Annotated in this window: 11 protein-coding genes and 1 pseudogene; 7 read left to right on the plus strand and 5 right to left on the minus strand. The window is 61.6% G+C overall.

Going from position 1 to position 12,417, the window contains the following annotated elements; genetic code table 11:
* The first annotated feature begins 1 nt into the window (after window position 1).
* Window positions 2-1,543 (plus strand): class I adenylate-forming enzyme family protein, encoded by a 1,542-nt coding sequence (locus tag DFS21_RS10895; protein WP_111532297.1) that lies wholly within the window; start codon window positions 2-4, stop codon window positions 1,541-1,543.
* 43 nt (window positions 1,544-1,586) lie between these two features.
* Entirely contained in the window at window positions 1,587-2,921 is a 1,335-nt protein-coding gene (locus tag DFS21_RS10900) for an MFS transporter (protein WP_110702225.1), read from the plus strand.
* 84 nt (window positions 2,922-3,005) lie between these two features.
* On the opposite strand, the gene DFS21_RS10905 is transcribed toward DFS21_RS10900, so the two are convergent.
* From DFS21_RS10905 to DFS21_RS10915, 3 genes are all read right to left on the minus strand, one after another.
* Window positions 3,006-4,532, minus strand: coding sequence for a hypothetical protein (locus DFS21_RS10905; RefSeq protein WP_110702223.1), 1,527 nt, complete (start codon window positions 4,530-4,532; stop codon window positions 3,006-3,008).
* A gap of 1 nt (window position 4,533) precedes the next feature.
* Window positions 4,534-5,247: a serine protease gene (locus DFS21_RS10910; RefSeq protein ID WP_158539549.1), complete on the minus strand. Its 714-nt coding sequence runs from the start codon at window positions 5,245-5,247 to the stop codon at window positions 4,534-4,536.
* 165 nt (window positions 5,248-5,412) lie between these two features.
* The gene (locus DFS21_RS10915) at window positions 5,413-6,744 is read right to left on the minus strand and encodes a hypothetical protein (RefSeq protein ID WP_110702219.1); all 1,332 of its coding nucleotides are present in this window, start codon (window positions 6,742-6,744) and stop codon (window positions 5,413-5,415) included.
* Between the two features lie 654 nt (window positions 6,745-7,398).
* On the opposite strand from DFS21_RS10915, the gene DFS21_RS10920 reads away from it, so the two are divergent.
* On the plus strand, window positions 7,399-8,034 hold the full coding sequence (locus DFS21_RS10920) for a LysE family translocator (protein ID WP_111532298.1): 636 nt from the start codon (window positions 7,399-7,401) through the stop codon (window positions 8,032-8,034).
* A gap of 29 nt (window positions 8,035-8,063) precedes the next feature.
* Entirely contained in the window at window positions 8,064-8,360 is a 297-nt protein-coding gene (locus tag DFS21_RS10925) for a DUF3144 domain-containing protein (RefSeq protein WP_110605272.1), read from the plus strand.
* A gap of 57 nt (window positions 8,361-8,417) precedes the next feature.
* Here DFS21_RS10925 and DFS21_RS10930 read toward each other — a convergent pair whose 3' ends face one another.
* Complete coding sequence (locus tag DFS21_RS10930) at window positions 8,418-9,206, minus strand: formate/nitrite transporter family protein (RefSeq protein WP_111532299.1); 789 nt, start codon at window positions 9,204-9,206, stop codon at window positions 8,418-8,420.
* Window positions 9,207-9,528: 322 nt separating this feature from the next.
* Between DFS21_RS10930 and DFS21_RS10935 the strand changes: the two are divergent.
* The 3 genes and pseudogenes from DFS21_RS10935 to DFS21_RS10945 all read left to right on the plus strand — a co-directional run.
* Window positions 9,529-9,831: pseudogene (locus tag DFS21_RS10935) on the plus strand (Dyp-type peroxidase); the annotation flags it as partial.
* Between the two features lie 95 nt (window positions 9,832-9,926).
* Entirely contained in the window at window positions 9,927-10,748 is an 822-nt protein-coding gene (locus DFS21_RS10940; protein WP_111532300.1) for a DNA-binding protein, read from the plus strand.
* A 90-nt stretch (window positions 10,749-10,838) separates the two neighbouring features.
* The gene (locus tag DFS21_RS10945) at window positions 10,839-11,729 is read left to right on the plus strand and encodes a sterol desaturase family protein (protein ID WP_111532301.1); all 891 of its coding nucleotides are present in this window, start codon (window positions 10,839-10,841) and stop codon (window positions 11,727-11,729) included.
* Here DFS21_RS10945 and DFS21_RS10950 read toward each other — a convergent pair.
* On the minus strand, window positions 11,715-12,398 hold the full coding sequence (locus DFS21_RS10950; protein ID WP_111532302.1) for an AraC family transcriptional regulator: 684 nt from the start codon (window positions 12,396-12,398) through the stop codon (window positions 11,715-11,717). The genes DFS21_RS10945 and DFS21_RS10950 overlap by 15 nt on opposite strands.
* Window positions 12,399-12,417 lie beyond the last annotated feature (19 nt).

Consider the following 12,417-nt stretch of genomic DNA (forward strand, 5'->3'; position numbering starts at 1 on the left):
CATGAACATCGCCCATTGGTTGCAGGACGCGGCCCAGCGTTGGCCTGAGCGGCCGGCGTTGTTCGAGGGGACGCGGCAGATCGCTGACTACCGGATGTTTGCCACCCAGGTGCGGACACGGGCACTGGAACTGCGTCACGTGCACGGCATCGAACCGGGCGCGCGGGTGGCGCTGTTGATGAAGAACAGCTGCGACTACCTGCAATTGCTCTACGCGATCTGGTGGTGCGGTGCGGTGGCGGTGCCGATCAACCACAAGCTGCACGCCCTGGAAGCCGCGTGGATCGCCGGCAATGCCGGGGCGCGGCTGATCTTCACCGACGAGGGCCAGCTGTTCGCCGACCTGGCATTGCCGAACGGCTGCCGCGAGCTGGCCACGCCTGTCCAGCGCATGCCGGGGCTGCCGGCCAACAACGAGCTGCAGGCGCCGCACCCACGCCTGGACAGCGACCTGGCCTGGCTGTTCTACACCTCCGGCACCACCGGGCGTTCCAAGGGGGTGATGCTGTCCCATGGCAACCTGATCGCCATGTCGCTGTGCTATCCGCTGGACGTCGACCCGGTAGCCGCCGATGACGCCGTGGTCTATGCCGCGCCGATGTCCCACGGCGCGGGGCTGTACAACTTCATCCACGTACGTTGCGGCGCCCGGCACGTGGTGCCCCTGTCCCGGGGCTTCCAGGCGACGGAGCTGTTCACCCTGGCGCAATCGCTGGGGCAGGTCAGCCTGTTCGCCGCGCCGACCATGGTCAAGCGCATGGTCGAGCAGGCGCGCCAGCAGGGCTACGCCGGCGAAGGCATCAAGACCATCGTCTACGGCGGCGGCCCGATGTACCTGGCGGACCTGGTGGATGCCCTGGATACCTTCGGCCCGCGCCTGGTGCAGATCTACGGCCAGGGCGAATGCCCGATGACCATCAGCGCGCTGTCCCGCGAGGCCATCGCCGACCGTGACAACCCGGGCTGGCCAGCCATCGCCGCTTCCGTTGGCCGGGCCCAGGCCTGCGTGGAGGTGCGCGTGCTCGATGGCGCGGGCCAAGCGACGGCGGCTGGCGAGGCAGGGGAGATCGTCGTGCGCGGCCCGGTGGTGATGCAGGGTTACTGGGAAAATCCCGAGGCCACCGCGGCGGCCCTGGTGGACGGCTGGCTGCACACCGGCGATATCGGCTTTCTCGACGGCCAGGGCTACCTGTCGCTGACCGACCGCAGCAAGGACGTGATCATTTCCGGGGGCAGCAACATCTATCCCCGCGAGGTCGAGGAAGTGCTGATCCAGCACCCCGAAGTGTTCGAGGCCTGCGTGGTGGGCGAAGCCGACGCCGAGTGGGGCGAGTCGGTGGTGGCCTTCGTTGTGCCGCGCACGGCAGGCAGCCTCGATGCGCGGACCCTCAATGAGTGGTTCCTGGCGCGTATGGCCTCGTTCAAGAAACCGAAGAAGTACCTGTTCTGCGCCGAGCTGCCGAAAAACAGCTATGGCAAGATTCTCAAGACCCAGTTGCGCCAATGGCTGCAGGACCCGGACGGGTCGCTCGGCAGCGCTTGAGCCGCGACATTTCATGGAAAGCGACACGACAGGAGTTACCCGCATGGGCATGTCACCCGCCAACACCCAGCGCCAGCGGCGCCGGGCTTTCATCGGCGCCACCACCGGCCATCTGATCGAGTGGTACGACTACGGCGTCTACGGTTTCCTGGCCTTGTATATCGGCAAGGCCTTCTTTGTTTCCGACGACCCTACCAGCAGCTTGCTGGCGAGCTTCGCGGCCTTTGCCCTGAGCTTCTTCATCCGGCCCTTGGGCGGGCTGTTCTTCGGCCCGCTGGCGGACAAGATCGGCCGCCGCCGCACGCTGATCACGGTGCTGGTGATGATGGCCGGCTCGACCTTCCTGCTCGGCCTGCTGCCGACCTACGCCAGCATCGGCATCGCCGCGCCGGTGCTGCTGGTGCTGATCCGCTGTGTCCAGGGCTTCTCCGCCGGGGGCGAGATTGGCACCATCACCAGCTTCATCTCCGAATACGCCGGCCCTGGCCGTCGGGGTTTCGCCACCTGCTGGCTGATGGTCACCGCGGTGCTCGGCCTGCTGCTGGGCGGTGCGGTGGCCAATGGCATGACCTGGGCCCTGGGTGCCGAGCTGATGCAGGACTGGGGCTGGCGGATCCCGTTCCTGATCGCCGGGCCACTGGGCTTCATCTCGTTGTATATCCGCCTGAAACTCGAAGACAGCCCGGAGTTCCTCGCCCTGGTGGAAGCCGGGCAGACCTCCAAGGCGCCGCTGCGCGAGGTGTGGCAGTGGAAGCGCTCGATTGCCCTGGTGTTTTTCATCATCACCTTGCACAGCTCGATCTTCTACCTGGTGCTGACCTTCGCCTCGACCTACATGTCCAACACGCTGAAGTTCGACAGCGGCACCACCTTGCTCTATGTGTTCGTCGCCAGCCTGTCGGCGGCGCTGGTGATGCCGTTTGGCGGCGCCTTCACCGATCGCTACGGGCGTAAACCGTTCCTGATGGTGATCGGTACGTTGGCGACCCTGGCCATGTACTGGTTCTTCAAGACCGCGCCGGGCGCCACACCGGCCACTCTGTTCTGGCCGCTGATGGCGGTGGCGATCCTGTTCGGGCTGTATGCGTCGTCGACCTACGCGCTGATGAGCGAGCTGCTGCCGACGCGCATCCGCTCCACCGGCATCGCCATGGCCTACAACATTCCGGTGGCGGTGTTCGGCGGCAGCGCGCCGCTGATCTCCACCTGGCTGATCAAGGTGACCGGGGATATCACCGCGCCGTGGTACTTCTACGTGGGCACCGGCGTGGCGTCGCTGGTGGCGCTGGTGGTGCTGCGCCAGGAGGATTTCGTGGCTTGCGGTCGTGCGGGTCATACACAAGGTGGGTCCACCGCACAGCTGTTGGCCAACCCGTAACGTTGCGGCAAACACCAGTGGTGCTTGCTGGAGGCCACTGGTGTGCGGCAGCCCTGTCATGGCGCTGCCAGGCAAATCAAGCTGCTACCACTTCTGATTGGCGTCCAGCCTTTTGCAAATATTGACGTTGGTGGCATTGTCAATGGCATCGGTGTTGTCCAACAGCCCTCCGTAGATGATCTGGCCTGGCGGAGAGGTAAGGCCCGCCAGGGCGAGAACCTCGTGATTGGCCGATTTGATCTTGGTTATCCTGTTCGTGCGACTGGTCAGCGAATCGTCTGCGTCAATCAATGCACTGCAGTATTCGCGGACTTTCTGAACCGCGAGGTTTTCTGCATCGACCCTGCTTTGCAGTGTCTGGATCTCGCTCGTAATTTCCGTTGCGCGTTGTGCCTTCCTCTGCTCGGATGTCTGGACTTTTGCCGTTGCGGCTGCCTGCAATACATCCTTGGTGCCATCGAAGACCTGGGCAAGAAACTCTCGCCCTTCCTTGTTGGGTCTCGTCTCTACCACGCGTGTTGTCATTCGCATGGGTGTCGAATCGGTGCGAGTCGATTGCAAGGCGTTGCCAATATTATTGTTATCTCCTGCTGCAGGTGCTTGGGGCGGTGGGGCCTCGACCGTGAACTTCCCTTTGGGCGGTGCCTTGGTTTTTGGCTGGGCAGGTGTGCCGCCTGGCGAGGCGCCATTGAACACCGGGAACCAACTCGATTCATTCGAGAAGCGCAGCCTACTGTCGGTGATAGGTGGGAAAGCGATTGCCTGACCGAGTTCAAAATTGCGTAACTGCATGAGCGCGCCATAGTTCGTGCCAGCCTTGTCTGGCAACAACGCATCTTTCGCGGTGGCGAATTCGATCGATATCACGAAAGAGCGCCGTCCACGGCGGTCGTCATCGATGGAACGGTCCACGCGAGCGTACACCGGCGCCATGGAGAGATAGTTGCCGTTGGCAGACAGTATGATCTGGATCTCGAAGATATGATCGACGCTGTTCAGCAAGGCCGTTTCACTGGACAGGTTGAATAGCTTGAGACGCTCCGACATTTCGCTGCGCAGGATTTCTTTGTGCCACAGGGCACTCATACGCATCCATTTCGCAGCTTCCGCCTCGCCCTTGTAAGACGATTGAGACGGTAGGCGCTGTGCTGCAACTGCTGCCTGGTATTCGGGCCATTGCGAGGTAGAGCGCTCTTCGGCGGTCAAGGCGGGCAGTAGAAAGTCCTGCAGGGGCCTGGTCTTGTCGGTAGTGTCGCCATTTGCGAATTGGCCTCGTACCACAAGCACGCAGCCCGGAATTCGACCTTTGTCTGGTTCGAAGTTCAAAGTGGCGTTGCTGCTCGGCAGGTCGCCTGCTGCCGTGCCATTCTTTAGTGCGGTATTGAATTTATCGAACGCCAGGCTGATCGCTTGCAAGGCGAGTGCGGCAGGGATCGCGGCAATCTCCTGCTCGCCGCTTGCGGGGCGCGGTGAGTGCATGCACCGCCCCGGGCTTATGTAGGCCCGTGCTTCACTGTTGTTTGAGTAACTGAGTGGCCGGTAACCAGGGAACCCAGAACTGCAACCGACCAGCAACGAGGCAATGAGCGCGGCGGCTATCAGGGTTCTCATGTTATTGCTCCTTGGCCAGGCTCACCATCTCCCGAATATCGGAGACGACCTCGTCATCCAGTAGAACGCCTTGGTTGCCCATTAAAACATCACCTGCGCCTTCGCTATGAACGCCCACAACTTCGTAGTGACCAGCTCGTTGCTGAAAGATGGGGCCTCCGCTATCGCCCGAAGACGTATTTATTAGGTACCAGATGCTTTTGCTCCTGGGGTCCAGGCTGGTAATGCTGCCTGTACCCTGGCTGCATCTGAGCCTGCCGTCAGAGTGACTGAAACCGTAGCCGGCTATGTCGGCGTCTTCATCGATTTTCGGTGGGTGGGTGGCCAGTCGAAACCACTGCTTCTGCGCGCCTTCGATCAACAGGACGCAAAGATCCAGCTGGTTATGCGTTACCTTCCTCCTAACCTGCTTGATCGAGGAGCCGACACTCGCTTCAGCATCAAAGCCCAGGGCAATGTTGTATCTGTCGTGGGCTCCGGAGAAAACATGCCTTGCGGTCAGCACTATGTCCGGTGCGATCAGGAAACCTGTGCCGATACCCACGACGAGGTCATTTCTTATCAACTGAATCGACGCGATCATCTCAGCGACAGTTGTATCGTTGAGGTTCAGTCTGCGGCCCGCGCTACCGGGGATGACAATCGAATATGGCGTATAAAGGCCTGAGTTCCCGAATAGGTAGTTTCTGCCGGGGCCGGGGTTGAGTTTTCTCATGTGCGTTACTCGATGGATCATGTTGTGAGTTAATTAAATCAGCTGACATGATCAGTTCCAGAGTCGCTTATATGATCTTTGGTGATCATCGTTGCTGCCAAAAGCTATAAGCTATGTGGGTTTGATGTGTATCCGCCAATCCGTGGCCTTCCTTTTTCTACACCTCTAATTGGCTTTCGGTCTATTTTGCTGAAGGGTGGCCAGGTAATGGAATGCCTGTCTTTCGTTCGAGAGGTATCTGTCCTGATCCTGCTCAACGGCGCTGTACAGGGTAGAGCTGAAGATTTCGATCAGCGCACCCCAGAACTTTGGCGTCCACACCGAAGCATCGATTTGCATGAATTTTCCGCTGGCCTCCAAGAACTTTGCACCGAAGCGGGTCTCTTGCTTCTTCATCTGCTTTACATACTGTTCGTACTCAGGAATCACTTTCCGCTCAGCTATTTTGCTGGCCGCTTCCAACTCGGCAGTGTTACCCGTGGCGAGGCGCTGCTCAAGATCGTCGGAGAGTTGATTGAGGTATTGCCTATATCCCTGCTTCGCGATTTTTGTCAGCTGTCTGAGTTCCAGGATTTGCTCCGAATTGAGCCCCTGCATTTCCGGGATCCTGCAAGTCAATATTTGATTGTGCAAAAGGCCGGAGAGACGTGCCGTGCTTCGGTCATTCGGGTCCGAGATGAACAGCTCTGGGTACAGCTTCTTGGCGTCCAGTCGGTGCATGGCCAGGACGAAAGACTCCAAATGCTGAGCGTCCGTCGAGAACAGCTCGGCCTCTTTGGGGATACGCGCGAACCAGCCGACGAAATCTTCGATTGAAATGGCATCTCTGTTTCTAAACAACCCACCGAACAGTTCGAATGGGGGCATTGTGCGCAAGATGCCTTCGTCGAATAGTGGCTTCCAGTGCTCGCGTTTCCGGCCATGAATCTCTTGCGCTGCTTGCAAGCCGGGAACGATGCAGTCTCCGGTCAGTTGTCGATACAGACTGGCCAGGTTCTTTGCCCCGTGGGTCAGCAAGTCACAGGGGTGTGGGAGCCATATTTCATCGTAGAACAGGGCCAGTGTGGCCATTTCCGCGGCAGTGGGAACAAGGCGAGAAGCGTACGCGATGACCAGCGTGTCTCCCTTGCCGAGCTGACGACATGGCTTTTCAGGCGCATGGCCCTGTTCCGATGGGTCATGCAGGCGTCGACGTGCGGCATCATTGGCAAGGATCAAATCATTGGGCGTGATGGGCAGAAGCTTTGCGCATTGATCGCAGATAAGCCAGGGTTGCTCACCGTATGCCTGTCGATAGTGGCTGATGACTCTTTCGATGGGCGTGCCTTTTGATTCGTGCTTTTTGTCCCTGTCGAGTAGAAGGGGGGCAATTTCGTCTGAATAAATATAGCGGGCAGAGAGTAAGAAACCCTCCAGGTACTTGAAGTTTCTCGCCTCGGCGAAGAGTACATTATGTGTATCGCAAGAAGAGATGTAGATGGAGTCTTTGTCCGGCATTTTACTCGCCCTCTTTTGCCAGGTTTTGTTTGTTTTCGCTTTGCCTGAGTGTCCTTCGGCTACTTTGTGCACAAACCCTGGATTGCTTCTGTCGACCCGATGCGCGCTATGGCGACCGGCAAGTCTCAGTGATGCGGAGCGAGCGTGGCAGCATACGCGGCGTCATTTTTCGACGGCACAACATGGCTGTTGCTAGGGTCTGTATGAAAAGTCTTGAGACGAAGGTCAGGCAAGGCGAAAACAGCCGAGGAACGGTCGGAGTCGCGCCCGACTTTACGGGTTGTAAATGAGCATTCCGAGGCTGTTTTCAACGCAGCATCACCGAGTATCAAGGCTTTTCATACAGAGCCTAGTGACGTTCCTGTTTTTGAGTGTAGTGGGGAAAGCGAGACGGGCAGGTGTGCTGCGGTCGTTTCAGATGAGCGAGTACCCGCGAATGCTATATGGATTGCCATCGACGCGGCGGCGAGTGTTGTGGGAGGGGCAATCAAGCACATGGTCCGCCGGGGCCGGAAACGAACCCTTTCGAGGTTTGCGGACCGAGCACCTGACTCGGCTGCTGGTGTCCATAGGCATTTCGAGCCTCATTTCCGGAACAGTGCAGCATTCTGCTACAGTCGCCGCCTCACGTTATCGGCCCGAGGATGTACAAGGATGTCGCTGCACGATTGGTTCGGATTTGTCGTTGTCTCGATGGTGGTGACCTTGTCGCCAGGCCCGGGTGTCATCATGGCGTTGTCCAACTCGCTGTCGCACGGGCCGAGGCGGGCGATGCTCGGTTCGCTGGGTAATGCGCTCGGGCTGCTGGTGGTGTCCACCGCCACCAGTGCGGGCCTCGGGGTACTGCTGCAGACCTCGGCCAGTGCCTTCCTGCTGCTCAAGGTGGTGGGCGCGAGCTACCTGATCTACCTCGGCGTCAAACAGTGGAAAAGCCGCAGCAGTGCCTTTGACCAGCTAGAGCAACCGGTCAAGGCCCTGGTCAGCAACCGCCGGCTGATGCTCAACGGCGTGACGGTGGCGTTGACCAACCCGAAAGCCATCCTGTTCTTTGCCGCCTTCCTGCCGCAGTTCATGGGCACGGGCAACGGCGCCGATAGTCAGCTCGGGCTGCTGGTCGGCACCTTCGCCCTGTGCTCGATCCTGGCCCATGCTTTCTATGTCCTCCTGGCCCAAGCGTTGAAGCGCCAGCTGGCGGCACCAAGCCGCGCTCGCCTGATGAATCGCCTGTTCGGCGTGTCGTTCATGACGCTGGGGGCCAGCCTGTTCACCGTTCAGGCCAAGACCGCCTGAGCCCAACGTTTTCCGATAGGTAGATTTCCATGGCACAAGCCACCGACCAGGCCTTCTACGACCGCGCCGATGCGCATGTGGAGCTGGCCAACCAGCAGATCGAAAAGCTCGAGGACCTCGGCAAGGTCAGCGCTTCGATGACCTTCGCCGCCAGCCGCTTCAATGCCTGGATGGCGGCCCGCAGTTTCAAGTCCGCGGCGGAGATGGCCGCGGCGCGCGAGGAGCTGTTGAAGTACTTCAGCGAGCAGTACCGGATGATGCTCGAGGACAACCTCGACGAGCATATCCAGCACTTCGACCGCTATGTGCTGGGCAAGGACGGCTGAGCTCGCACGCAACCAGGACATCGACGAAAAACGCCCCACCGCTTCGGTGGGGTGGCATCAGTGCAATGCGCCTTGTTCCTGCGCAGGCACGCCGAACGACACGTAGTAGGCCAGGCCGACAAAGATCGCCCCACCCACGGCGTTGCCCAGGAACACCGCCGCCAGGTTCTCCGCCAACTGCCCCCAGCTCAGGTAGCCGGCGAAGATCGCCGCCGGGATCAGGAACATGTTGGCCACCACGTGCTGGAAGCCGATGGCGACGAAGGCCATGATCGGGAACCAGATGCCGAGGATCTTGCCGCTCATCTCGCGGCTGGCGTAGGACAACCACACCGCCAGGCATACCAGCCAGTTGCAGCCGATACCGGAGACGAACGCGTGCAGGAAGTCGGCGCTGACCTTGCTGGTGGCGCCGGCCAGGGTCTTGCCCAGATACGCGCCCTCGGTCAGCCCCAGCAGATGGCCGAAGCAGTAGGCGACGAACAGCGCACCCAGCAGGTTGGCCAGGGTCACCAGGGTCCAGTTGCGCGCCACTGCCCGCAGGCGGATACGCCCGGCGAACATCGCCAGGGGCAGGCTCATCATGTTGCCGGTGAGCAGCTCGCCTCCGGCCAGGATCACCAGGATCAGGCCGATGGGAAACACCGCGGCGCCGAGCAGCGTGCCGAACGAGGCCCACTGCGGGGGAATCATGGTGCTGACGTGGATCGCCAGCAGAAAGCCCAGGGAAATGAACGCGCCGGCCAGGAAGCCGAGGATCAAGGTGGCGCGGGTGGGCAGGTGGGCTTTGCGGGTACCGGCTTCGATGACCAGCTCGGTGATCCGGGAGGGGGTATTCACAGACATTTCAACAACTCGAACGCAAGGATAACGGCGGTACCATTGGGCGGATCTGGTAACGATGGGACGAGGCCAGCGCGGTTCGGCTCGTGGTGGAGGGAACAGGCAACTTCGAAGCGGGCGGCACGTTATCTGAGGCAATTTGACGCGGTCAAATCGATAGGCTGGATGAGTTGATAGAGCGCATCTATGAGGTGCGGTTGTTCAGCCGCGCTGTGCTATACCACAAGCGATCAAACCCTGCGTGAGAGGACGCCTTGGTGAATACAGTCGAGATCGAGCCGCAGGCTGTCGACAGCCCGATCACCCGTAGTGCGATGTTTCTGGTGAGTTCGATGCCGCGAGCAAGCCCAGTTGCTCGCACAGTTCGCTGACCACCCTGGAAGAGGGTGGGCGGGAGATCAAGATCCTGCGCGACAACATGCCCTTCGGCCGCCCCGGGGCCGGGGAGTTCGGTACCTATTTCATCGGTTACGCCCGGTCGCCCGCGCCGATCGAGCAGATGCTCGAGAACATGTTCGTCGGCAAGCCGCCGGGCAACTACGATCGTTTGCTGGACTACAGCTGCGCCGTTACCGGTGGGTTGTTCTTCGTGCCGCCGGTGGATTTCCTCGAACAGGCTGCTGAATGACATTTCACCCGCAGGCTTGAATCGTGGGGCAGGGCCGTGCAGTATTGCGCCAAATTACATGGTACATGCCATGGTACGAATAGGTGGAATGAGCAATGGCCCGCAATGGCATAGACAAGGCCTCCGTGCAGCAGGCACGGCAGGCGCTGATGGCCCGGGGTGAACACCCCAGTATCGATGCGGTACGTATCGAGTTGGGCAACACCGGCTCGAAGACCACTATCCACCGCTACCTCAAGGAACTCGACCGGCAGCCGCTGGAGTTGCTGGGTAGCCAGGGGGCCTTGAGCGAACCGTTGGCGCGATTGGTCGAGCAACTGGCAGCCCAGTTGCAGGAGGAAGGGCAGGCCCGGATCGCGGCCGCCGAGCAGGCGGCGCAGGCGCGTTGTGCGGCGATGCAGGCCGAGCTGCAATTGACCCAGCGCGACCTGGCTGGCGCGCTGCGCCAGGTCGAGGCCCTGACCGCTGCGCTGCACGCCGAGACTCAACGGCTCGCGACCGCCCAGGCCAGCCTGCAGGCCGAGCAGTTGCGCAGCGCCAGCCTCAGCCAGTCACAGGGTGAGTTGCAAGCGCGCCTGGACGACAAGGACGGGCAACTGCGCGCCAGCCTCGAGCAGCATCAGCAGGATCAACGCCGCAACGAGACCCAGGTGCGCCAGCTGCAAGGCCAGTTGCAGACCTTGCAGCAGGGCGCCTTGGCGCGTCAGGACGAGCTGACGCGCCTGCACCGCGACAATGAGCGCCTGCTCGCCGAACATCGCCAGGCCACGGCACAGGGCACGCTGCTGGATGAGCAACTGCAGCAGCGTGACGCGCAGGTGCAGGGCTTGCGCGCCATCCTGGCCCAGGCTCAGGGCGCCAACGACGAGATGCGTCGACAGCTGGCAGCCCGAGCAGCGGACACATCGACCCTGTAGAACATCGCTGCGACAGATGCGCCGTTTGTTCAAGTGTCTCGCTCAGGCACCAGGCAACACTGGCGGCTCCAACCATGACTGGAGCCCTCCATGCGCATCTTCTATGCCCCGTGTTTCTTCTTCGGTTTCATCGCCACCGCCGTGTGGCTGATCAATCTTGGCGCCGACATTCTCTGGCTGCTGCCCTTGCTCGGCGTGGCGATCCTGCTGTCGTTCACCTGCGAAGCGCTGTGCCCCTACAAACCTGCCTGGAGCGAGGCGGCAGGCGAAGGCGGGCGTGATGGACTGCATGCACTGGTCAACGAAACACTCAATATCGCCAGCATCGCAGCCATCCCGCTGTTCGCCGGCTGGCTGCCCGCCACAAGCCTGTGGCCCAGCCACTGGCCCGTGCTGGGGCAACTGTTGCTGGCGCTGCCCCTGGCCGACCTGGGGATCACCCTGGTGCACTACGCCAGTCATCGCAGCGCATTGCTCTGGCGCCTGCACGCGGTGCATCACAGTGTGACCCGGCTGTACGGTTTCAATGGCTTGATGAAGCACCCGCTGCACCAGATGGCCGAGGGGTTGGGCGGCGTGCTGCCTTTGCTGCTGCTGGGTTTGCCGCAGGACGTGGCGGCGTTGCTGGCGTTCTGCATAGCGGTCCAGCTGCTGTTGCAACACAGCAATGTCGACATGCGCATCGGCGTTCTGCGCCATCTTTTCGCCTGGGCCCCCGTGCACCGGCTGCACCACCTGAAGTACGGCACCCTGGGCGACGTCAACTTCGCGCTGTTCTTCCCCGTCTGGGATCGTTTGCTCGGCACAGCGCTTCACCTGCCGGGCTACGGGTTGGCCGATGACGACATGGGCATTGGCGACCGTCCGGACTACCCACAAACGTACCTGGCGCAACTGCGTGAGCCGTTCCGCCCAGTGGCCACGGCGCAGCCGCCGGCAGCCTTGCCGAAAAGCCTGCGTCAGGCACTAGAGCACGTCTGAGCGCAGGTGGCGCAGGGCTTCGCTGGCACGGATGCCGAATTGCTGGCGCAGGCTGCGGCTCAGGTGCGCCGAGTCGGCGAAGCCGGCGGCCATGGCCGCCTCGGTCAAGCTAGCGCCGGCCAGCGCCGCGCCCAGGGCCACGCGCAGGCGTTGCCACAGCACCATGCGCCGCACCGACAGACCCAGGCGGCCACTGAACAGGCGCTCGAGCTGGCTGACCGACAGCGCCGCTGCCTGTGCCAGCTCGGTGGCCGGCAGGCGCTGCTCGTCCACTGCGCGAATTCGTGCCAGGGCCCGCGCCAGGCGCGGATCCAATGGGTGGCGCGGTGCCTGGCGCAACGCCTGGGCGAGGCTTGAGATATCGCGGGGGGCTTGCCGGCAGACGTCGAGCAAGGTCTCCAGGGAAAACGCCAGGGGCTCGGCGAACAAGGTGATGCAGACGGTGCCGGGCGCGAGAATGGCGTGGGGCTGCAACGAGGCGATGGCCAGCATGTCGCCGCGGTGCTCTTCGCCATTGATCTGCAGGCAGGCGTGGCCCTCAAGGGCGAGCACTACCTGGTGGGCATAGTGGGCATGGACACCGGTGTGGCCCGCCGTGCCGAGCAGCAGGCCGTGATCATCGGCCAGCCAGAGCCGACCTCGCCAGGCGCTGTGCTGTGCTTCGCTCATTGCGGGTTCCCTATCCGTT

It is taken from the genome of Pseudomonas sp. 2848 (assembly GCF_003253945.1).
GTDB lineage: Bacteria > Pseudomonadota > Gammaproteobacteria > Pseudomonadales > Pseudomonadaceae > Aquipseudomonas.

Excerpts from the sequence above, each read along its gene's own strand:
- DFS21_RS10900 (WP_110702225.1), top strand. The coding sequence starts at position 1,587 with ATGGGCATGTCACCCGCCAACACCCAGCGCCAGCGGCGCCGGGCTTTC.
- DFS21_RS10915 (WP_110702219.1), bottom strand. The coding sequence starts at position 6,744 with ATGCCGGACAAAGACTCCATCTACATCTCTTCTTGCGATACACATAAT.
- DFS21_RS10895 (WP_111532297.1), top strand. The coding sequence starts at position 2 with ATGAACATCGCCCATTGGTTGCAGGACGCGGCCCAGCGTTGGCCTGAG.
- DFS21_RS10920 (WP_111532298.1), top strand. The coding sequence starts at position 7,399 with ATGTCGCTGCACGATTGGTTCGGATTTGTCGTTGTCTCGATGGTGGTG.
- DFS21_RS10910 (WP_158539549.1), bottom strand. The coding sequence starts at position 5,247 with ATGAGAAAACTCAACCCCGGCCCCGGCAGAAACTACCTATTCGGGAAC.
- DFS21_RS10905 (WP_110702223.1), bottom strand. The coding sequence starts at position 4,532 with ATGAGAACCCTGATAGCCGCCGCGCTCATTGCCTCGTTGCTGGTCGGT.
- DFS21_RS10925 (WP_110605272.1), top strand. The coding sequence starts at position 8,064 with ATGGCACAAGCCACCGACCAGGCCTTCTACGACCGCGCCGATGCGCAT.
- DFS21_RS10940 (WP_111532300.1), top strand. The coding sequence starts at position 9,927 with ATGGCCCGCAATGGCATAGACAAGGCCTCCGTGCAGCAGGCACGGCAG.
- DFS21_RS10930 (WP_111532299.1), bottom strand. The coding sequence starts at position 9,206 with ATGTCTGTGAATACCCCCTCCCGGATCACCGAGCTGGTCATCGAAGCC.
- DFS21_RS10950 (WP_111532302.1), bottom strand. The coding sequence starts at position 12,398 with ATGAGCGAAGCACAGCACAGCGCCTGGCGAGGTCGGCTCTGGCTGGCC.
- DFS21_RS10945 (WP_111532301.1), top strand. The coding sequence starts at position 10,839 with ATGCGCATCTTCTATGCCCCGTGTTTCTTCTTCGGTTTCATCGCCACC.